Consider the following 22,544-nt stretch of genomic DNA (forward strand, 5'->3'; position numbering starts at 1 on the left):
TTCAAAAAAATAAGATTTTGCAATCTATTTAACATAGCATTGCAGATAAAATAATGCCTGTACCAAACCAGCACATAGCCCACACCGACGAACAGTTGTTACAACTGATGGCCTGCGACAACCGCGATGCCTTTACCGAGCTGTATAACCGGTATTGGGATAAAACCTTTGCTGTTGCCTATCACCGTTTAGATGATGAGCATGAAGCCGAAGAAGTGGTTCAGGAAGTATTTTTAAGCATCTGGCAGCGCCGGGCAAGCCTTAAGTTAACACATACCATGGCTACGTATCTTTCGGTAGCCATTAAATACAAGGTGATCAATCATCTTGATCGTCAGTACAGGAAACAACAGCACCTGGATGAACTCGCTTTTACCTCGCACGAAACAGACGACAGCACTATTCAATGGCTGGAGGAAAAAGAACTGCGCCAACGGCTTAACCACAGCATCAGCCTTCTGCCCGAAAAATGCCGCATCGTATTCCTGCTTAGCCGCGATGAAAATAAAACCTATGCCGAGATAGCTGCTGAACTGGGCATATCGCAAAAAACTGTTGAAGCGCATATGTCAAAGGCGCTAAGTTCGTTAAGGCAATCGCTGGGTATTTCTCTGCCGGTGCTAATTTTACTCCTCAGTTAACATACGCTTCAATTTTTAACATAATGAAGCGCGATACAGCCCGATTCAAGGGTCTTTGATTCAATTAGTTTTAAGCCTACATTTTCCTTTAAACCTACGGCTTCCAGCAGACTTCTTCCCTCACCTACAATTACGGGATGTATAACATAATGAAACTCATCAACCAAACCAAGTTCAATGAGTTGTAAGGGCAGGTTCACACCTCCTATTGAAATATTACCACCAGCCTGTTGCTTCAGTTTGCGGATCTCCTCGCCAGGGTTTGCTTGAGTAATTACAGAGTTTTTATCGTCAGTACTGGTCAGCGTCCGTGAGAAAACAAGTTTTTCAATACCGTCAAATGCCTGTGCAAATTCTTTTTCCTCTTTGGTTGATAAAGGATCTTTTGCGGCATCCGGCCAATACGGAACCATAAGCTCGAAGGTTTTACGCCCGTATACAATCAGGTCTACATCATCCATAAGTCGGGTAAAATGTTCTAATATATCCTTGCCACCGCTAAATTTGGTGTGGTCGCAGCAACCATCTAAGCTCAGGTTAATGCCGTAGATTACTTTTCTCATTTGATTGGTTTTTAATCGACTTTTTTAAAATTAGTAAATTTCAACCAGCATAACTTATACAGATCTTTATCTCACCAAAAAAGAAAAAAAAGATAGCGGTAAATATTTTTCATTTTCCACTAAGGGTATCTGCTTCCATCACTGACTATATGTGCAAAAGGTTGAAAGATCAGGCACAATGGAAAACAACACCTACAACGTAAAGGAGCTCGCTCATAAATTAAAACAAGGCACCATCAGTGCTGACGAAAAAGCCTGGCTTGATACCTGGTATGCCGGTTTTAATGATGAGGAAGTATTGTTATCGGCCTCGAAATACCAAAATCCTGAACAGCTGCGGGAAAGTATTTTGACTAAGATAACCGCGCAAATGGAAACACCGGGGCAACCTGCGCGTAAGGTATTTACCTTATGGCGAAATATAGCTGCTGCAGCGGCTGTGGTATTACTGGTTACCTTTGCCGCGCTTTACAAAAACCAGGTATTGGAAGTTATTGATCCTGCCAAACAGGTCGATCTGGTTACAGCTCCGGGCAAACACCGGCAAATCAGTTTGCCCGATGGTACCCGGATCTGGCTTAGTCCCGGCAGCCGCATCAGTTATCCAGATAAATTCAGGACTAAAGAACGTTTGGTAACATTGGAGGGTGAGGCGTTTTTCGATGTAGTGCATGATGAAGACCATCCATTCGTTATCCAATCGGGACAGCTTAAAACCGTTGTATTAGGTACCAGCTTTAATGTTAAGGCCTATCCCGACCAGATTATCTCTGAAGTTACGGTTATCAGCGGAAAAGTGGCGGTGCAGGAGCATAACCTACCCAAAAGCCAGCAAGCCATTATGGTACTTAACCAACGGGCCTTGTATAACAAGGCTGACAGATCATTAATTAAAGAAAATTATCCCAATGCCTCCAAATTCCTTTCACAACGTACCGGTTTGTTCAGTTATGACGGGGTGTCCCTGCAAACCGTGGTTGACGACCTGTCGCATCAGTATGGTATCCGCATAAACCTTACGCCGGATATCACCCAAAACGGTTTTTACGGTCATATCAACACGAATGAGCCTATCGACAAAACGTTTAATAAACTTTGCGCCGTAATGGACCTTCGGTGGAAACGCGTCGAAAACCAATATTTCCTGCAACCTTTACCACCCAACAATTAACCTTTTTATTCTAAAACATCATCCCTAAAAAGGAAAACAAACCACACCAACAATTTAAAGCAACTATGAAAACCAACAGACCGGCATGGCCCTCCATGCTGATTTGCGAAATAACGCGAACACCCTTACGAACGGCACTCTGCATGTTGTTATTTTTAATGATGGCACTAAGCAAAGCACAAGCCCAGGGGCCTTTAGATAAACCCGTTACTATAACCATAAACAACGAACCGCTTAAGCAGGCTTTGGATAAGATCACGGCTGCCTGCGGCGTAAGGTTCACCTATAACGAAACTGTTGCCAAAAGCACGGTTAAGATCAGTGTCAACGCCCAAAATCAACCCTTAGGCGATGTATTACGCAAAGCCCTTGCTCCGCATCCTTTTAGTTTTACGGTGCTGGATAATGATGTACTGATCAAATATGATGATACTAAGATAAAAAAGCGGACAGTCGCCCCGGCAGACGGGAAATACACCGTAAGCGGCACCATTAAATCGAAACAAACCGGCGAAACGATCATCGGGGCAAGCATCCGGGTGGCCAGTGTAAACGCGGGCACATCCAGTAATGAATACGGTTTTTATTCGCTCACGCTGCCTGCCGGCAATCACGAGCTTTTGGTAACCGCCATGGGGCAAAAAGCCGCGGTTGTTCCGGTATCATTAGCCGGTAGCCTTCGTTTAAATATCGAACTGGAAGACAATGCCCAGCAATTGCAGGAAGTAACCGTTAAAGCAGCGCCTGCCGGTGCACGCGACCTGGCGAGCCCGCAAATGGGTGTTGAACACCTCAGCATTCAGGAAACCAAAAACATTCCCGTGCTGCTTGGCGAGCGGGATGTAATCAAAACCATCCAATTGCTGCCTGGGATCAAATCGGCCGGGGAAGGCAGCGGCGGGTTCTTTGTACGCGGTGGCGCAACCGATCAAAATTTGATCCTGCTGGATGAGGCACCCGTATACAATGCATCGCATTTGCTGGGTTTCTTCTCCACCTTTAACTCGGATGCCATCAAGAACATCAATATTTATAAAGGCGACATGCCCGCGCAATATGGCGGCAGGCTTTCATCTGTACTGGATATTAAAATGAATGATGGTAACAACCAGAAGTTTGGCGTAAGCGGCGGCATTGGCCTGATTGCCGCGCGCATCAATGCCGAAGGGCCTATTCAAAAAGGCAAATCTTCCTTCCTGATTTCCGCACGGCGTACTTATGCAGATGCTTTCCTGGCCTTATCAAAAGACAGTATTGCAAAAAAAAGCCAGCTTTATTTTTATGACCTTAATGCCAAAGCCAACTATGTTTTAGGCGATAAAGACAGGTTGTTTGTTTCGGGATATTTTGGAAAGGATGTGCTTAAGGCTGCTGATATAGCCGGCATTAACTGGGGTAACACCACGGCTACCCTGCGCTGGAACCATATTTTTAACAGTCAGCTGTTTTCAAACACCTCGCTCATTTACAGCAATTATGACTATAAGCTTAACATTAAGCAGGATGTAAACGAATACAATATTTATTCGCAGATCCGCGACTTTAATTTTAAGGAAGACATGCAATGGTATGCCGGCGGCAAAAACACCATCAGCTTTGGTGTAAACAGCATTTACCATACCATTAAACCGGGCGAAATTTCGGCAACCGGTAACTCTGGCGTTATATCTCAAAGCCTGCAAAACAGGTATGCCCTCGAAAACGCCGCTTACGTTACCAACACCTGGAAAGCAACAGACCGCTTTACCCTAACCTATGGTGTACGCCTGTCGGCCTTTACCATTCTTGGCTCAGGCGATTATTATGATATTGATGCTGACGGGAACATCGTAGGCTCTAAACATTACACTTCCGGCCAGGAGGTAAAAACCTATATAAACCCCGAGCCCCGCATTGCAGCAGCTTTCCAACTAAATGATGTGAGTTCTATCAAGGCATCGTACGCCCGTAATGCACAAAACCTGCATTTGATCTCCAACTCTAATTCGGGTTCGCCAACGGATAAATGGGTAGCCAGCACTAATATCATTAAACCGGAAATTGCCGACCAGTTCTCTGTGGGATACTACAAGGATTTCAACGAACACAACTATGAATTTACGGTTGAAAGCTATTACAAAAAGCTGCAAAACCAGATAGATTACCGCAATGGCGCCAATGTGTTCACCAATCAACCCATAGAAACGCAGTTGCTTTTCGGAAAAGGCCGTTCCTACGGTGCCGAGTTCTTGCTAAAGAAGAAAACCGGCAGGCTTAGCGGCTGGATCAGCTATACGCTGTCAAAATCTGAACGGATGATTGACGGCATCAATAACAACCAGTGGTACAATGCCCGGCAGGACCGCACCCATGACATTGCCATTGTAGCCATGTACAAAGCCAGCGAAAAATGGACATTCTCGGCCAACTTTGTTTACTATACCGGCGATGCTGTGACCTTCCCGAGCGGCAAATACCAGGTTGACGGCGTAACTTATTACTACTATACCAACCGAAATGCCGACAGGATGCCGGCCTACCACCGCTTAGACCTGGGAGCCACCCGGCAACTCAAAAAAACAGCGAAATTTCAATCTGATCTAACCTTCAGTCTTTATAATGCTTACGGCAATCCTAACGCTTACCGCATATTCTTTCGCGATAATAAAACCGATGCAAGCCGTACCGAAGCTGTGCGTACTACCCTGTTCACCTTTGTGCCTTCGGTTACCTATAACTTTAAATTTTAAGCCGATGAAAAACACTATAAAATATATAACCATTATGCTTTTTGCAGCAACTTTAAGCAGTTGCGAAAAAGCCATCGACCTGAAACTGAAAGACACCACTCCGCAATATGTAGTTGAAGGCGTATTAACCAACCGGGCCGGCGGCTGCAAAGTATTATTAAGCAAGACCAAAAACTTCACCGATAATAATGACTTCAATGGGATAAGCGGCGCTACCGTTACCATTGCCGATGATAATAACAATGTTTACCCGCTTACGGCTACGGGTACCGGTATTTACCAAAACAGTACCTTAACAGGCAATCCTGGCCATACCTATCAGCTTGGTGTGAGTGTTGATGGCAAAACATTCACCTCAAGCTGCTTGATGCATCCCGCCGTTCCTTTAGATAGTATTTACCTGGTTAAAGACGAGCTTGAAAATAACAAGGACGGCACCCCGCGCAAATATGTTACCGTGCGATATGACGACCCTATAGCTACCAAAAACTATTATCGCTTTGTACAGTATGTAAACGGCCGCAAAGAAGAAACGATCATGCTGGAAGACGACGAATTTACCAATGGGCAGGAAGTGAACAACAACCTCAGGTTTGATAACAGCAACGATAACCCGGCACGCGATATCCGCCCCGGTAATCAGGTAACCATTGAAATGATGAGCATTGATCAGGCGGTTTACAAATACTTTTACAGCCTCAGCAACAGCGCAAACGGCGATGGCAATAACGCCGCCCCGGCAAATCCGCTAACCAATATTAAAGGCGGCGCGTTGGGGTACTTTAGTGCGCACACAGTGGAGAGGAAGACGTTGATAGCGCCGTAAGCCCCCGTAATCTGGTTCAAGTTTAGCGACAGCGTAACTTGGACCTAAAACCGGGGAAGCATTCTGCTTGCCCGGTTTTAGTTAAAATGCCCCTTATTCAACCCGCTTCCAAATAAGGATTGTTTAACTCAAGCCAAAAGATTAAGCCATTTTAGGACGAAGTAACGCTATCGCTAAACATCGACCAGTAACATTGACAACTTATACATTTCCGACTGCCGACGCAATATTTGTTCACCTGCTGCAGTTAACGCTCTTTATATAAAGATTTTCTCATGGTTTTACAATTAAAAAAAAGGAGCAGACTTATCATCAACATGATCAAATTTACCTGAAAAGACAATTGAGGATATTTAGTATTGTCGTAGAAAAACAGTTTAATAACTACATTAAAAACATCGTAATAAAAACCGTAATCAAGACCACCCCAATTCTTTTTAAAATAAACTGATATATCAGGGCCTAAATTATTGCTAATGATAATACCTCTCCCGCGAAACTCAAGGCCAGAAATTAAACTATATATTGCGTTTACAAGTAAAATCAATTTACGGCCATTTTCGGATTCTTTTTTGAACAAAAAGAATAAGTTAACCACCACGACAAATAGATTAATCAACAAAACAGATATAAAGAAGATATTGAAATTTCCTATTATTTGGCTGATTTTCGTAATTAAAATAAAAAGGGTCACCAAACCAATAAAAGTTAAATAGCTTATCAAAGCCTTAATAAATTTGATCTTCTTATTCGTCATCATATTTTCCTATAAGTGTATATTACGAATATGCGAATTTAAGCCAAGCATTAAATCTGCTTTTAAATCAGCGGTTTTTTTTCCATAAGATTTTAAATTAATGATCTGATTTTAATTCCTAAATAACTTTCGACCAATCAATGGTTTTAAAGGCAATTCACACTTGCTCCCATCATTCAAATAAATTCATAAATTTAGCATGTGCAAGATTACCTTTTATTCATAGATACCGAAACCTCCGGCCTGCCCAAAAAGTGGGACCTGCCCTATTGTGATAACGACAACTGGCCTTATGCCCTGCAGGTGTCGTGGATTGTGTACACCAATGACATGCAGGAGATAAAGCGCGAAGATCATTATATTAAGGATAATGACTTCACCATAAGCCCAAAAGCGTATGCTGTTCATGGCCTTACCCAGGAATATTTGGTTGAGCACGGTGAATGGCGGAGGGATGTAATGAACATGCTGGCCAACGATCTGCTTGAATATCAACCACTCGTAGTAGGTCATTTTATTGAGCTTGACCTGAATGTTGCCGGCGTTGAGTTTTATCGCACAGGAATCACTAATCCGCTTCAAAATTTAAAAACCTTTTGTACCATGCTGGCTACCACCAAATGGGTACAAAACCCGCAGACCAAGTATTTAAGGTTAAACCAACTGTACGAAGTACTGTTTAACAAAACATTCGACAGGCAGCACAACGCCCTTGAAGATGCCGAAGCTACCGCCGAATGCTTTTTTGAGATGCTGAAACGCGGCGATATTAGCGAAGAGAGCGTAGAGCACCAAGAGGTTTACCTGCAAAAAATCCGCTCCGAAAAAAAATACCTTTTACCCGCAGCCATCATTTTAATTTTGATCATCATCATAGCTTTTTGGTTATATGGTTCAACGTCTTGAATTTTTAAGTAAAGTATCCCCTTTTAATCTGCTTCCTACAGAAGTATTGGAACAGGTTGCCGACCAGTTGCAGGAGATCCGTTATAGTAAAGACACGGTTATTTACCAGCAGGAAGTAACCAAAATGCGTGGCGTGGATATCATTGCCGAAGGCGAATACGAATCCTTTTTTTATGACACCCAGCAAAATAAGCGGTTGTTGGAGTATCATCATTCGGGTTACTGCTATGGAGGTATTTCGGTATTGCTTAACCGTAAACAGTCTATCCGTACGGTAATAGCCAAAAAGGGCACAACCGTTTTCTTTTTACATCGCAAAGATTTCCGGTCGCTGTGCAAAGCTTACGAGGATTTTGTACAATATTTTACTGCCGATTTTGGCAAACGGATGCTTGATGATGAGTTCGCCCATTTTTATAAACGTCCGGCAACTTTTGAGGAAAGCTACATAGCTTCCGAACAAATGTACTCGCGTAAAATTGAAAGTATCGAATACCGCGAGATAGTATCCTGCCCTCAAGGAACCCCTGTTTATGAAACGGCCCGCCTAATGGCTAAACATAAGGTAAGCTGCATTTTTATTCGCGATGAACAAGCCAAAATTGTAGGCTATGTGACCGATATAACCCTGCGCGATAATGTAGTTGCAAAACAGGCAGATAACGCCCAGCCGGTTGGCAACATTATGGATAACCCTATCGTTTGCATTAGTACCAACGCTTATGTATACGAAGCTATTTTGATGATGTTCCGTACCAAAACCCGGTATTTACTCATCAAAAACGGGGATGAATTTGTAGGCAGCATCAGCAGGAATAAATTATTGTCCGAACAGGCGCAATCGCCACTGGTGTTTATTCAATCGGTAAAACAAGCCATTTCAGTACAGGAGCTTAAGCGTAAATGGGAATCGGTACCGCAAATGGTTACGCAATTGCTTGGCCGTGGTGTAAACGCCGAAATTGTAAACCAGGTGATTACCACTATTGCCGATACCATTGCCATAAAAGTAATTGAAAGCGTTATTGCAACTATGGGACAGCCGCCTGCCAAATTTGTTTTCATGGTGCTTGGCAGCGAAGGCCGTAAAGAGCAAACCTTTAAAACCGACCAGGATAACGCCATTATTTACGAAGATAAAGCCAACGAGCAGCGTGAGTTAGTGCGCGAATATTTCCTGAGCTTTGCGCAGCAGGTATCCGAAAAGCTTGATCATATCGGCTTCAGCTTTTGTACCGGCGGCTACATGGCCCAAAACCCCAAATGGACGCACTCCCTCTCCCATTGGAAACGCAATTACGAAAGCTGGATGACCGAGGCCGTACCCGAAACTGTGATCCAATTCTCTACCTTTTTTGATTGCCGCTACTTGTATGGCGAGGCCAGTATTATGGATGAGCTCAAAGAATTTCTGGATGAGGAACTGCAAAAACCGTTGGGCAAGATCTTCTTCCACATGGCTAAAAATGCTTTGCAATATGAGCCGCCCCTCACCTTTTTCAAAAACATCAAAACGTTCACCAAAGGCAGCCAGGAAGTTTTCGACATTAAAAAATCAATGACCCCTATCGTCGACCTGGTGCGAATGTACGCCCTGCGCCACCGTATTTTTGAGGTTAATCCAGGCGAGCGGTTGAAGGCGCTAAAAGAGAAAGGTGTGTTCAACGAAAAAGAGGTTCATGAGCTGATCCAGTCGTACTATTTTTTAATGGGCCTGCGCCTCCGCAACCAGGCCTCCCAAATTATCAGGGACCGCACCGAACCCGACAACTACATCGACCCGGACAAACTCACCAAAATTGAAAAAGTGGCCTTAAAGGAGATTTTTAAGACGATAGATAACTTTCAAACAAGGATAAAGATGGAGTTTACGAATAATTTGTTTGGGTAAGGGATGATAAACGTTGGCCTGAATCAATATCACGTTTATATATTGAAATGTGCTGATGGTTCGTACTACACTGGAATAACTAATAATATTGAGCGAAGATTGATTGAGCATCAATCCGGCGAGAACCCCGCTTGCTATACTTTTAAACGACGACCATTGAAACTGGTTTTTAATGAAGTATTTAATGACGTTAATCAAGCAATTGCATTTGAAAAACAAGTTAAGGGCTGGAGGAGGGAAAAGAAAGAAGCTATCATAAACGGCACTTGGGATCTTTTACCGGAATTAGCTAAAGCAAAAAATAAAGGCCTGTTACCCTGAGCTTGTCGAAGGGTCGCGCGCAGAGGCCTGCCCTCCATACTTCGACGGGCTCAGTATGACACCCATTTTTTAAGTTGTCATGGGTAGGCTCTCGAAGCATGACAACCGTTTTATTTTCGTGGGCGGGCCTGTCACCCTGAGCCTGTCGAAGGGCGCGCGCAGAGGCCCTATCTGCCATGCTTCGACTGGCTTGGCATGACGGGCGGTAATCTTACCTTATACCCCCATCTCCTCCAGCCTCGCATAAATCTCTATCATCGCTGCCTGGTCTATCAGGCTTTTGATGCGATGCTGGCCGAGCAGGTTTTTATCGTTCCGTTCCTGTTGCCATATGCGGTTGGCGTCGTCAACAAAAAACTGGACTTGCTTTTTGTCTTTGTCAACACGATATAATTCCTGGTAACCACGAAGTAAAACTGCATTAAACCAATAATTGCCCGGCAACCGGTTGTTACGATAAAAATATTGTTCGGAAGCTTTGGCTATGCGACGGGCCTCGGTCAGGTATTTTTTATCATGGGTGATGTTATAGAGCAGCACATTGGCTTGCAGCATGGTACCCGCGTTGTATGTATAAATGGCCGAATCAATCTTTAACGACGGCACCTTTATGTTATCATAAAACAAGCCGGATGGCGCCTGCAGGTTTTTGTTTGTCCAGTTATAAGCCAGTAAAGCTGTGTCTAAATATTGTTTACGACCTGTTGCTTTGTACAACTGCAAAGCCACCAAAATCCCCGGACCGTTTGAGCAGGTATTTTTACTTTTCCGGTTGCCTTCTTCCCAATAAAAACCACCACCGGCTTCATTGGTATAACCGGTTAGTAAAAAGCGGTAGATCATTTTAGAGGTTTCCAAATACTGTTTATTATGGGTACGGTTATAGGCATCCATCAGGGCAATGGCCACCCACTCGTTATCATCATAAAAACGCGAATCCTGTTTTTCCTTTGCTACCATGGCCTGGTAAGCCGGTGCAGGTGAACGAGGCGAATAATATTGCTGGATAGCAACCATAACAGGCTTAAGATATTGTTTGGAAGGTTCCAGCACTTCCATTTCGTTAGCGGCCTGCACCAGGGCACAAAGCGGCCACAAAAACGAATGGTTGCCCTTATTCTCAACCGAGTCGGTAGTTTCAAGATACAACCCTGTTTTGGTATCAGCAAAACAACTGTTGATATTTTGGTTAATGATTTTTATCCGCTCTTTGTAGCCGGGCGTTTGGGCACTTGTACTTAAGGCAACAGACAGACAAAACAGGCTAATCAATTTAATTTTCATAGATAATTGTATTTAAGACAGGTATAAATCAGATACTAAAATAAGCCATAAAAGTGGTTGAATACTTTTATGGCTTTTATTGTTACAAAGTTGTTGTTTAAAATTTACCGGCCGATTTCAGCGTTGCGGCAGCTTCAACCATCATCACACCGCTTAACTGGGTAGTAAGGTCTGTTGTTCCCGATGGTTTCTTTTTCCAGTCGGGGCTGATCATGAGCGATGGCCGCTCGATACCGGCTGTGTAAAGCGTTTCGGCATTAAATTTCAGGAAGCTGATAAACTTAGTCCTGTCGGTTTCAGCAATATCGGGGTCGAGGGCCAGCAGTGTAAGATACCTGATCAGGATTCCCTTAAATAAACCGCCATCACCCTGCCCTTCCGATTTCAGGATGCCGCCGGGTGAAATATCTGTATCATTAATGCTGGCATTGGCTGTGTTTACCGCATCGGTAAGGTAGGCAGCATCTTTGGTAACATGATAAAGTTCCAATGAAGCCCCGATAAACACGCCCTGGTTATAGGTAAACTTCCACTTGCTGATCTGCCCGTCGCCATTGGCGTTGATACCATCCCAGATAATGCCCGAAGGATCAAGCAGGGTTTTCTTGAGCCAGGTATATAATCTTTTTGCTGTCGCGAGGTCGGCTTCATTTTTTTCCAAAGCATATAAACGGGCTGCAAAGATGATGGCCGGAGCATTTGCAGGTGTATTTTTATAATCCAACTGATTTTTACGCCAGGCTATACCGCCGCCCTGGTTGCTGTTTTCGCCGGTTTGAATATCTGTCCAAAGCGTGTGGGCTGCCGTTAGATAAGCGGCATCCTTTGTAGCATTGTAAGCCCTTAATGTAGCCAGATCCAGCCATTCCATATCATCGTAAAAATTATTGGAAAGACCGCCGTTAGTAGTTTTTATTCCGGCTAAAAGCGAGCTCATTCTTTGCTTGTAGATATCATTATTGGTGCGCAGGTAGGCATCGGTAAAAATATCAAGGGTATGGGCATTAGGCCAGTAATTAAAAGTGGTACTGCCGGCATTGTTCGCCACAAAATAATTTCCGTTTGCCGATATGAAGGTTGTGTATGTTTTTTCCTGTAATGAATCGGCTGTTTCGGCGTACTTATATTGCACCTTTGCCGAAGCTTTGTTGCCGTACAAGGGGAAAGGCTTATCCTTTAAACACGATGAAAAAGTCATGGCTATGCCGCCTACAAGGACAGCAGTAGCTATGTTGAGCAATTTATTTTTCATAAAATATCTTTTATCGTCAACCTGCCGCCATATTTTGGCAACACGGCGGCAGGTAGGCGGTTAATATTATTTAACAGTAACAGAGTGGGTATAAGCAGCAGCATCAGCGCTAAAGTCAACTACGATATCGGCGTTGTGATTATCGGCTGCACCGGTAAACTTAAAGCAGAAATCATATTGCGAGTTGTTAACCGGCACCATGTACCAGAATGATTTGGCTGTATTGGCATCCGGGCGACTGTTATCCGAATTTTTGCTGCCATAAAACTGGGTTGAAGTGTTACCCGCAGCATCTTTAAAGGTAAAGCGGAACTTGTAACGCTCATCCCTACCCCATGATTCCTGGTGAAATACAATAGAAGCGTTATCTATTTCCCATTTACCACCGGCTTTGTAAGGGAGCGGGAACCATACTTTATTATCTGCCGCAAACCATAAACCAACCTCAGTTACTTCGGTTATAGTAGCCGATGCAGATGTAAAGTCAACTACGATACGCTCAACTTTAGTTGCGCCGGTTACGGTAGTGCTACCATCTTTCAGCAGCTTAATACCATCGATAGAGTAAGTAGCAGGAGTGCCTGTGTTACGTTCGGCAAAATGGTAGGTACCTGCTTTTAATGATGTCCAGGCCTCAAAAACACCCGCTGCAGTTTGTTTAAAATGTACCGCTTTGCTTAAGTCTTCGCCGCCTTCGGTTGCCGAACCTGTCAGGTACAGATCGGCAGGAATATCTGTAAAACCCGCAGCACGCTGCACTTCAATAATGCTTGATGCAGTCGCTTTAACCACATTGATACCTTTCGACGACATTACGGTCCATTTCAATTTACCGGTAGCCTGCGGTTGGATCCCGGCTAAATCGGCCACCTTATTCAGGTCTTTGTACGAGATGGTAAGCTTGTTGTAGAGTCCGTTAGCATCTGAAGGAATAGTATAAATTGGCTTTGAAAAATCGCCGCCTTCTTTATCAAAAGCAACCTCGTACAAAACCAGGCCATTGTCTTCGGCATGGGCTTCGGCCCATTCAAATGTGGCCGAACCGGTTACCGGCTCTAACTGGATGAATTTGTTATTTGCAGGAGCAAAAAGGTTGGTTACTGCCGATACCTGTGTATGTTGTAAGGTTTTATCCTTTTTGCAGCCTGTTACCATTAAAATGGCTATGATGCCTGCCATGAGGCAGTATGTAATATTTTTCATGATCGTAATTGATTATAATGTCTTTTTATAAATAATTAATGATTTACCAGCCCGGGTTTTGAGTTAGGTTAGGGTCAACAGCGCGCTCATCGCGAGGGATTGGCCAGAGGTAGTTTTTACCTTTGTCAAATGTGCGCAGGTTGGCCCTGATGTAGCCATTATCAACCGATGCCGGACCAAATTTGGCTCCGTGCGCCCAACCGTTCAGTACGGTTTCGGCAGTATGCCAACGACGGATATCAAACACCCGCAGGCCTTCCATAGCCAGTTCTACACGGCGCTCGTTACGAACTATCTCTCTTAAATCAGCTTGGCTTCCAGCTGCAAAATTTAATGCAGGGGTATCGGTAAAGCCTGCACGACTGCGCAAGGCTTTGATTGTTTTATCCCAAACACCGGCATCCAGCTGGCCAAGCTCATTTTTAGCTTCGGCATACATCAGTAACACATCGGCATAACGGATGAGGATCAGATTCAAACCCGACTGAAAATTAGTGGCAGATGTAGGATCGTAATACTTACGGATATAGTAGCCAGTTGGCGAACTTACCTTTCCGGGAGCATATTCATCAAGCTTGGTAGGAGCAGGATCATCGCCCGGTTTGGTATATATAACCTGTGTTGTGTTATCAGGCTTTTTCCATTGATAGCCATTGTAAACAATAGTATTGGTTAGACGTGGATCGCGGTGAACGTACGGATTGTTTTCGTCGTAGCCCGAACCTGCATCAGATATTTTTTTTCCGTTATCCATCAGGTAACTGTCCACCAGTTCCTGAGTTGGCGCAAGTGCATTCAAACGCGCGCCCACAGCCAGCGGGGCCATATCAAAAAAGTTGCTGTAGGTGCGTACAATAGGTACATATTCCAGGTCAAGTATTACCTCGCTGTTATATTCGTTTTGCGGCAAAAACACACCTTCATATGAGGGGAACAAGCTGTATGTACCATTACTATTATCGTTCATCAGCTTTTCGCAGGTAGCAGCAACTTCCTGCCAGCGGTTTTCATATAACAACACCCTTGCTTTAAGGGCAATGGCAGCGCCTTTAGTGATGCGCCCTCTGTCGGATTCTTTATAAGCGGTGTTCACCGGCAAATCGGCAGCCGCTGCATCAAGTTCTTTTAAAACAAAATCCACTACCTGCGCCTTCGGCGTACGTGCAACTGTTTTTGATTCTTCAATTGTAATATCGTGATCAAATAAAGGCACATCCCCCCACCAGGTCTCCAGCATAAAATAATGAAAAGCACGAATAAACCTTGCTTCAGCCTTCATACGGGCTTTCAGCGTTGCATCCATAGCGGTAACCTTATCAACATTCTCCAAAAAAATATTACAGGTTTTTATGCCGCTGTAGTGGAACCCCCACTCCTGTTTGATACGCCCTAACGACGGATCATATGTGCCCGCGGCAAGCGAGGCCACACCCTGGTTGTCACCACGGCCATTGTATGCATTATCCGACGCTCCTTCATTATAAAAGAAATAGTCGTTGTTATACATTTGAGTGTAGGCCGTATTAAGTACACTACCGGCCTTTTCAGTTGTCGTCCAGAAGTTGTTATCGGTAAATTTGTTTACCGGTGCCAGGTCAAGCTTTTTACAGGCCGGTGCCAACCCGGCAAGCAGTAAAAAGAAGGCAATTTTATGTGTTGATTTTTTTTTCATGATGGATAGTATTATAAGGTTACATCTAAGCCAAAACCATAATAAATTGGTGTTGGATAAGCGCGCGCGCTGTTTGCTCCACCTGCACTAAGGTTATTGTTGAACTCGGTCGATTCAGGATCTATAAACTTCATACCTGAAAAAGTGAGTACGTTTTGACCGGATACATAAGCCCGCAGTTTCTGCAAACCCAACTTCTTTGACCATGTAGCAGGTAAGGTATAGCCCAACTGCACATTTTTCACCCGCAGGTATTTGCCATCAAACAGATACATGTCTGACCCCCGCCTGAAATTATTTTCATTTGATTGACTACCGCTGGCTGCGAGTCTTGGGTAACGTGCGTCTGGGTTTTCAGGAGTCCAATAATCTAACTGGTGCTGATAAATAACCTGCGAATAATTTACGTGGAAGGGCTCAACCTGTTCGCCTCTTACAAACATGCTCCGCTTGCCCACGCCCTGTAAAAACAGGTTGAAGTCAAAACCTTTAAACGTAACATTATAGGTAAAACCGAAAGTCAATCGTGGGAATGGGTTGCCCAAAACAAACTTGTCGTTATCATCAATAATGCCGTCGCCGTTAACGTCAACATAACGATTGTCGCCAGGCGAAACAGTTAGGCCGGCTGGTTTAGGGCCTGTTTGGATATCATGGAGATTTTGAAAATAGCCATCGCGTTTTAAACCCACATACGAACCAATAGGCAGACCAACGCGGTTAATAACCTGCATCTCATCGTAAGTTTTTAACTGGTCGCCGCCTTCAAGGTATAAAACTTTGTTTTTACTATCGCCCACATTAAAGCTAAAGGAATGCTTAAAGTTTTGAGTGGTCAAATAATAATTAACCGTAAGTTCCCAGCCGTGGTTTTGCACCTTCCCCGCGTTATAACTTGGCAGCCCGGCGCCGAAAGTTCCGGGTACAACCGGCGGCAACAGGATATCACGTGTCGTTTTGTTGAAATAATCAACCGATACACTTAAACTGTTTTTAAAGAAATTGGCATCAACGCCGGCATTAAACGTTGCCGCGCGTTCCCAACGCAGGTTTGGATTGGCAAAATCAATAGTTATGCCGCCAACGCCGGAATTATTGAACCCGTAAGGATTGGGATTGATTGTTCCATCACCATTGCGGTAGGGCCCATAAGTACGCAGATACTGATAATCGCGCACACTCTGGTTTCCCAAAATACCATATGAGGCCCTTAACTTAATATCGCCTAATTTATCGCGATAGTTTTGCATAAAGGCCTCTTCTGTTAACCTGTAACCGCCCGAAACCGATGGAAAAAATGCGTTACGATTTTGTGTATTGAATTTGGATGAAGCATCCAAACGGAAATCGAACTCGCCGTAGAGCTTGTTTTTATACGAATAGTTAGCCCTGCCAAATAACGAGTTAAGACTGGTTTCTACCGTATTATTATTGGTGTTTGATGACGCCGGGTCGATAACGGTACCTGTAACTGGGGTTCCTAACTCGGGGTCGGTATACTTTAAATAAAGCCTGTTTGATTTATTAGTGGTCGATTCATTAGCAACACCAATAAGTACATCAACATTATGCGATTTATTAAATGTTTTAGTATACTGCGCCAGGAACTGTGCATTGGTAAACAGGTTTTTGTCGTTTTCGTCGTTGGTGTTTCTATCAGCACCGTAGGTACCCGACGGATAAAAATTAACCTGCATTACCCTGCCAAACATGTGGTTTGATAGCAAGGTACCACCAAATACACCTTTTAACTTCAGGTCTTTAGTGATGGAAAGTTCGGCATTAAGATTTCCAAATATGTTATCATTATCGCGTAACCGATAGCCACCTTTTTCGAGTATTCCCAACGGGTTAAACTCGGTAAGCACATCATTGGTAAGGTAGCGGCCCTGGTCGTCTTTGATCTTATAATAAGTAGGTGTACGACCAGCATCAACAATAAGGGTACCGGTGCTGTACGAATGTTCTTTAATTTCGGTACGTGAGTAGGCAAGTATGCCTGTTAACTTAAGCTTACCATAATTACTGGTAAGGTTCATTCTATAATTGTAACGCCTTAAGCCATAATTGGGACCAACCAGGTTACTTCGCTGGTCAGTAACCCCGGCCGATACCAGGAACGTAGTAGTGGCGTTTCCGCCGGTTAAAGCCAGGTTGTGATTTTGCTGCCATGCATCTTTTAAAATTGCATCCAAAAACCATTGCTGATCGCCTTGCTGCTGAAAGTCACGAATTTGCTGCGGACTGTAAATAGGCTGCAAACCGGCATTCACCACAGCCTCGTTACGCAAAATGGCATTTTCATAACTATGCACCGGCTTGTACCCAACATGCGGTGATTGGATGCCAGCCTGCCCATTATATGAAAGCGTTGTACGCGAATTATTTTTTCCTTTTTTAGTGGTAACCAAAATAACCCCATTGGCCGAGCGTGAACCATAAATAGCAGCCGAACCGGCATCCTTCAATACCGAAACACTTTCAATATCTAAAGGGTTGAGCAAGTTGATATCGCCGCCCGTAATACCATCAATAACTACCAACGGGTTATTATCATTCAAGGTACTCATACCCCGTATATTAATATTAGCGTAAGCGCCTGGCTCTGAACTGGTTTGCTGGATGATAAGGTTTGGGGATGTTCCCTGCAAAGCTTGTGTCAGGTTAACCGATGGTTTCGTCTCGATAGCCTTCGAGCTGACCTGGTCAACCGCGCCAATAACATTGGCGCGCCTTTGAGTTCCATAACCAATAACTACCACCTCGTTAAGAGAGGTTCTTTCAGGGATCAGCTGCACGTTCAGCGTAGTTTGGCTACCTACGGGCTGTTCCTTTGTGGTATAACCAATAAAGTTAAACACCAGTACAGCGTCAGCATCGGGCGCATCAATGGTGTAATTACCGTTAATATCGGTTACGGTGCCAATGGTTGTACCTTTAACCCGTACGCTTGCGCCGGGTATAACTAAGTTGTTTTCGTCGGTAACTTTACCTTTAACTTTGATGGGTTGCCTGGGGCCCTGCTCAATACCGCCGGTGCTGCTTTCAATCTCGGGCTTTTCATCAATAACGATAACATCATCGATGATCTTATAGCTGAGGTTGAAGGGAGTCAACACCTGATCAAGGACTTCCTTAATACTTTTGTCTTTAACCCTAAGGCTTATGACATAAGTTGGTTTAAGTACATTATCGGCATAGGCAAATTTGATATGCTTTTGGTTCGAGATCTTATCCAGCGCGTCGGTTAGTTTGGCATTTTTTAATTTGAGCGTAACCGATACCTCCAGAAATTTTTGGCCAAACGAGTTGTTTGCCACGGCCGTAAAGCACATGAGGCAAACCACAAAGCAGGCAAGCGAGGTAATTTTCATTAATATTAATACATGACGAATTACTCCATTTGAAAATAGAGATATATTCATAGATTTGAGAAAATTAAAGTGTTTGAAATTCAAGTGCTTCGTTCTGAATTGGACCTCTAAACGCTGCACTTATTAATAACCCGGCATTTTAGTTTAACCCTGTCAAAATCCCTTTTGAGCAGGGTTTTTTAATGTATTTATGTTATCATAGCTTGTTATTTAGGTTAACTGATAATTGGTATGTCTCTTTTATTAATTGGTTTTATGTTAACAGCCCTTGCCTTTTAGCTGATAAGCAGGGCCCTTTTGCACAGCTTTTCCCTTCACCAGTTTCGATATGATCTTCATGATATTTTCCAGTGAAACATTGGTAAAGTTGGCGGTAATAGAGCAACGTGCCAGGTTAACATCGGCCTTTACGGTTACATTGAAGTGGCGGTTAATGGTGTTGAGCACTTCGGGCAGCGCCATATTTTTAAATACCAATTCACCGTCTTTCCAACTGCTTAGGGCGTTCACATCAACCTGAGCATTTTTTATCACGGATAGCTTATCCTTATCAAAAACAACCTCCTCGGCGGGGATTAAAAATGTGGTTGTACTTTTTGTTGCACCGGCCGGAGTAACTACCCCAACTTTGCCGCTTAAAACGTCAACCTTAATAAAGCTTTCGTTAGCGTAGGCTTTGATATTAAAACTGGTGCCCAGCACCTGGGTGCGCACTTTTCCGGTATGTATAATAAAAGCTTTGGCAGGATCATGGGCTACATCCAAAAAAGCTTCGCCTTCAAGCTTGATTTCACGTTTTTCACCGCGAAAAGTTTCAGGATAAGTAAGCTTGCTGCCTGCGTTTAACCATATCTTAGTACCATCGGCAAGGGTAAAGTTTACAGTTTGCCCGTTAGCGGCAACCAATTGTTTGCTGGCAATAGGATCAAGTTTGTCAAGCAGGGCATAGCGGTATTGATAAGCTATTGTTACCGAAACACATAAGCCTGCAAGAAGCGAAGCCGCAACCATCCATTTTTTTGATTTGCCGGGAGTTTTCTTTTCTGTATTCTCTAAAGCAGCATTGATCCTGCTGTATACACCATCAGCATTAAATTCCACCTCATCACCTGCCTCGTTTTGTACGCTGCGGAGATCGAGCTCGTCGAAATATTTATTTACAAGCTCTTCCTGCAAATGCCTGTCATTTGCACCGGATTGTTTTTTTCTGAAAGGGAATTTTGCCATGGTTTATAATTGCAGGATGCAATAAACCGGGGTACCCCCTAAAGCAATTGAAAATATTTTTTTAGGTCTATTTGCCAAACATATGCAGTAATACCAGCGCCACTACCGATGGCAGATAGTCGGTTAAACCAGTACGCAGGTATCTTAAAGCGATAGTGATCTGATTTTCGACGGTTTTAATAGAAATGTTTAGCCGAGTAGCTATCTCTTTATTGCTGAGATACTCTTTACGGCTCAGGGTAAAGATCTGCCGGCATTTTTCGGGTAACTGAGCTACGCCATCTTCCAATAAATGAGCAATATCATCCTGGAACAATTTACTATCGGCCGAATACTTTTCAACCAGTGTTTCAATCACAGCGAGATCTACCGATGCCTTTTTTGTACGCAGATAAAATAACACACGGTGCCTGATGGCTACTTTAAGATAAGCTTCAAGCGAAGTGATATTTAGCTGATTGCGCTTTGTCCACAGATCAATAAATAACTCCTGCACCAGGTCTTCACAAACATCCTTATCCCTGAAAAGATTATAAGCCGCATAAAACAATTTCGACGAATATTTATGGTACAGAATTTCAAATGCCTTACGGTCATCAAGCCTTAACTGCTCCAATAACCGGGCATCGGGCCACATTTGATATTCCTTATCGTGAAGCATAGCGGCGGTAAAACGGTTTACTGATCGGTAGGGCATATTTACAAGAAAATTTTTAAATAAAAAAACTTTTAAATATTCCACCCACTAAACAGGTTACGTCATCAGCTAATAAAACATAATGAAATAGTGCCGGCACCCTGGTTTTAATTAATTGAATAGTTGCCTTTCTCTTGCCCCACCGCTTCTCAATATCTAACTTTGTATTATGTCAGTCGCCCAAAATATAAAGGTTGCCGTTGATGCCGTAGTATTTGGATATACCTCCAAGGAGGGATTGTCCGTATTGCTCATTAAACGCAATATCGAGCCTTTTAAAAACAGCTGGGCATTGCCGGGCGGACTGGTGGCTGACCATGAATCGTTAGAGGAAGCTATTCAACGCGAGCTGCGTGAAGAAACCGGTGTTAACATCACTTACCTGGAACAACTGTACAGCTTTGGCCAGCCAGGGCGCGACCCGCGTAACAGGGTGATCTCCATAACTTATTACGGGCTTGTAAGACCCGACGCCTTTGTTGTGAGGGCCGCCACCGATGCCAGTGACGTAAACTGGTTCAATATCAAAAAGCTCCCCGCCCTGGCGTTCGATCATACAACCATTATCAGCGTAGCGCGCGAACGCCTAAAAAGCAAAATGCTTTATCAACCCGTAGGTTTTGAGTTGCTTGAAGAAAAGTTCCCTTTCTCTGAACTCGAAAAACTTTACCTCGCCGTGCTCGACCGCCCTATCGACCGCCGTAACTTTAAAAAGAAGATCACCAAATACGGCTTCCTTGAAGAAACTACCGAAAAACAAGCCCTCGAAGGCGCCGGCAGACCGGGTAACCTTTTCCGTTTTAATGAGGAAAAATATTTTCAGTTGAAGAAAGAGGGAATTAGTTTCGAGATATAGCAGGTTCTAAATCTACCTTCTGCTGTCATCCTGAAACAAGTTACCTATGACAACTTAAAAATGGGTGTCATACTGAGCCCGTCGAAGTATGGCGGGCAGGCCTCTGCACACGAGTCTTCGACAGGCTCAGACTGACAAGCCCTCTTTGTCATCTAACCTTCAGAGTCCATTGATTTAATCACTCAACATTACGAGCATACCAAAGATTTATTAAAAAATAATTTGCGTATTAAAAACACATATTTATATTTGTGTATAATTAACGCAAATCAAAAATGAAAACAGGAGTAATTATAGCACGCTTTCAAACGCCATACCTGCATGAGGGTCACCGGGAATTGATAGCTCAGGTTAAGCAGAATCATGCCAAACTGATCATACTGCTGGGTGTTAGCCCCATAAAAGGCAGCCGCAAAAACCCTTACGACTATTACACGCGTGAAAAAATGATCAAAAAAGATTATCCTGAAATTGTGGTGCTGCCCATCAGCGATAATCCGAGCGATAAAGTTTGGTCGGATAACCTGGACAACCTGCTGAAAAGTGTTTTCAATGCCGAGCAGTTTTGTTTGTACGGCAGTCGCGATAGCTTCATCCCCTACTATAGCGGTAAATTTGAAACCATCGAACTGCCCGAGCATGGCGACTACAACGCCACCGAATTGCGCAAACAATACGCCGATAAGGTTTTTGATTCAAATGATTTCCGCGCGGGCATCCTGTACGCTTACTATAACCAATATCCAAAGGTGTACCCTACGGTGGATGTAGCCCTGTTCAGGAATAACCGCAGCGAGATCCTGTTAGGCAAAAAAGCCATCAACAATAAATGGCGCTTTGTGGGTGGTTTTTCTGACCCTGAGGATGCCTGCTACGAAGATGCCGCCAAACGCGAGCTTGCCGAAGAGTGCGGCGAAATGCAAACCACCGCCATGCAGTACGAAACATCGGCCAAAATAAACGACTGGCGCTACCGCAGCGAGGCCGACAAGATCATTACCCTGCTGTTTAGCTGCGACTTTATTGGCGGTGAGCCAAAAGCCCAGGATGATATTGCCGACCTGGCCTGGTTTAAACTTACCGACCTGCCATTGATGATAAAAGATGGCTCCATAAGCGAAGAACACGTTGAATTGTTTAATTTCATCACCGGCAAATACCTTAAAAACTAAAG

The 22,544-nt window shown here is 43.8% G+C and carries 18 protein-coding genes; 9 read left to right on the forward strand and 9 right to left on the reverse strand.

The genetic code is table 11. The features are described 5' to 3' along the window. Positions 1-53: 53 nt before the first annotated feature. Complete coding sequence (locus IEX80_RS09950) at positions 54-641, forward strand: RNA polymerase sigma-70 factor (RefSeq protein WP_188832768.1); 588 nt, start codon at positions 54-56, stop codon at positions 639-641. 8 nt (positions 642-649) lie between these two features. On the opposite strand, the gene IEX80_RS09955 is transcribed toward IEX80_RS09950, so the two are convergent. Beyond that, on the reverse strand, positions 650-1,204 hold the full coding sequence (locus IEX80_RS09955; protein WP_176627696.1) for a dihydrofolate reductase family protein: 555 nt from the start codon (positions 1,202-1,204) through the stop codon (positions 650-652). Positions 1,205-1,382: 178 nt separating this feature from the next. Between IEX80_RS09955 and IEX80_RS09960 the strand changes: the two genes are divergently transcribed. The 3 genes from IEX80_RS09960 (at position 1,383) to IEX80_RS09970 (ending at position 5,930) form a co-directional block, all read left to right on the forward strand. Next, on the forward strand, positions 1,383-2,375 hold the full coding sequence (locus tag IEX80_RS09960; RefSeq protein ID WP_188832769.1) for a FecR family protein: 993 nt from the start codon (positions 1,383-1,385) through the stop codon (positions 2,373-2,375). A gap of 65 nt (positions 2,376-2,440) precedes the next feature. Next, a complete protein-coding gene (locus IEX80_RS09965) occupies positions 2,441-5,104 on the forward strand; it encodes a TonB-dependent receptor (protein ID WP_229701581.1) in 2,664 nt (887 codons plus the stop codon). 4 nt (positions 5,105-5,108) lie between these two features. After that, positions 5,109-5,930 (forward strand): DUF4249 domain-containing protein, encoded by an 822-nt coding sequence (locus IEX80_RS09970; protein WP_188832770.1) that lies wholly within the window; start codon positions 5,109-5,111, stop codon positions 5,928-5,930. Between the two features lie 247 nt (positions 5,931-6,177). Here IEX80_RS09970 and IEX80_RS09975 read toward each other — a convergent pair whose 3' ends face one another. Then, positions 6,178-6,690 (reverse strand): hypothetical protein, encoded by a 513-nt coding sequence (locus IEX80_RS09975; RefSeq protein WP_188832771.1) that lies wholly within the window; start codon positions 6,688-6,690, stop codon positions 6,178-6,180. 198 nt (positions 6,691-6,888) lie between these two features. Here IEX80_RS09975 and IEX80_RS09980 point away from each other — a divergent pair, with 198 nt between their 5' ends. The 3 genes from IEX80_RS09980 to IEX80_RS09990 are packed head-to-tail and all read left to right on the forward strand — an operon-like array spanning position 6,889 to position 9,805. Further along, positions 6,889-7,593, forward strand: coding sequence for a 3'-5' exonuclease (locus IEX80_RS09980; protein WP_176627700.1), 705 nt, complete (start codon positions 6,889-6,891; stop codon positions 7,591-7,593). Beyond that, positions 7,577-9,484, forward strand: coding sequence for a DUF294 nucleotidyltransferase-like domain-containing protein (locus IEX80_RS09985; protein ID WP_188832772.1), 1,908 nt, complete (start codon positions 7,577-7,579; stop codon positions 9,482-9,484). Before IEX80_RS09980 ends, IEX80_RS09985 begins: the two co-directional genes overlap by 17 nt. 3 nt (positions 9,485-9,487) lie before the next feature. Further along, positions 9,488-9,805 carry a GIY-YIG nuclease family protein gene (locus IEX80_RS09990; protein WP_229701582.1) on the forward strand — a complete coding sequence of 106 codons (318 nt, stop codon included), beginning with the start codon at positions 9,488-9,490 and terminating at the stop codon, positions 9,803-9,805. A 216-nt stretch (positions 9,806-10,021) separates the two neighbouring features. Here IEX80_RS09990 and IEX80_RS09995 read toward each other — a convergent pair whose 3' ends face one another. The 7 genes from IEX80_RS09995 to IEX80_RS10025 form a co-directional block, all read right to left on the reverse strand. Further along, positions 10,022-11,089 carry a glycoside hydrolase family 76 protein gene (locus IEX80_RS09995; RefSeq protein WP_188832773.1) on the reverse strand — a complete coding sequence of 356 codons (1,068 nt, stop codon included), beginning with the start codon at positions 11,087-11,089 and terminating at the stop codon, positions 10,022-10,024. Positions 11,090-11,186: 97 nt separating this feature from the next. Then, entirely contained in the window at positions 11,187-12,341 is a 1,155-nt protein-coding gene (locus IEX80_RS10000; protein WP_188832774.1) for a glycoside hydrolase family 76 protein, read from the reverse strand. Positions 12,342-12,407: 66 nt separating this feature from the next. Further along, positions 12,408-13,544, reverse strand: a complete 1,137-nt coding sequence (locus IEX80_RS10005; protein WP_090526297.1) for a SusE domain-containing protein — start codon at positions 13,542-13,544, stop codon at positions 12,408-12,410. A gap of 43 nt (positions 13,545-13,587) precedes the next feature. Continuing rightward, positions 13,588-15,216: a RagB/SusD family nutrient uptake outer membrane protein gene (locus tag IEX80_RS10010; protein WP_188832775.1), complete on the reverse strand. Its 1,629-nt coding sequence runs from the start codon at positions 15,214-15,216 to the stop codon at positions 13,588-13,590. Positions 15,217-15,227: 11 nt separating this feature from the next. Then, positions 15,228-18,590: a TonB-dependent receptor gene (locus tag IEX80_RS10015; RefSeq protein ID WP_175489970.1), complete on the reverse strand. Its 3,363-nt coding sequence runs from the start codon at positions 18,588-18,590 to the stop codon at positions 15,228-15,230. A gap of 258 nt (positions 18,591-18,848) precedes the next feature. Then, complete coding sequence (locus tag IEX80_RS10020; RefSeq protein ID WP_188832776.1) at positions 18,849-19,817, reverse strand: FecR family protein; 969 nt, start codon at positions 19,815-19,817, stop codon at positions 18,849-18,851. Between the two features lie 67 nt (positions 19,818-19,884). After that, complete coding sequence (locus tag IEX80_RS10025) at positions 19,885-20,514, reverse strand: RNA polymerase sigma-70 factor (RefSeq protein ID WP_188832777.1); 630 nt, start codon at positions 20,512-20,514, stop codon at positions 19,885-19,887. Between the two features lie 169 nt (positions 20,515-20,683). On the opposite strand from IEX80_RS10025, the gene IEX80_RS10030 reads away from it, so the two are divergent. Then, the gene (locus IEX80_RS10030; protein WP_188832778.1) at positions 20,684-21,370 is read left to right on the forward strand and encodes an NUDIX hydrolase; all 687 of its coding nucleotides are present in this window, start codon (positions 20,684-20,686) and stop codon (positions 21,368-21,370) included. A gap of 275 nt (positions 21,371-21,645) precedes the next feature. Beyond that, positions 21,646-22,542: an NUDIX domain-containing protein gene (locus tag IEX80_RS10035; protein WP_188832779.1), complete on the forward strand. Its 897-nt coding sequence runs from the start codon at positions 21,646-21,648 to the stop codon at positions 22,540-22,542. Positions 22,543-22,544: the final 2 nt, after the last annotated feature.

This window comes from Mucilaginibacter rubeus, from assembly GCF_014643835.1.
GTDB lineage: Bacteria > Bacteroidota > Bacteroidia > Sphingobacteriales > Sphingobacteriaceae > Mucilaginibacter > Mucilaginibacter rubeus.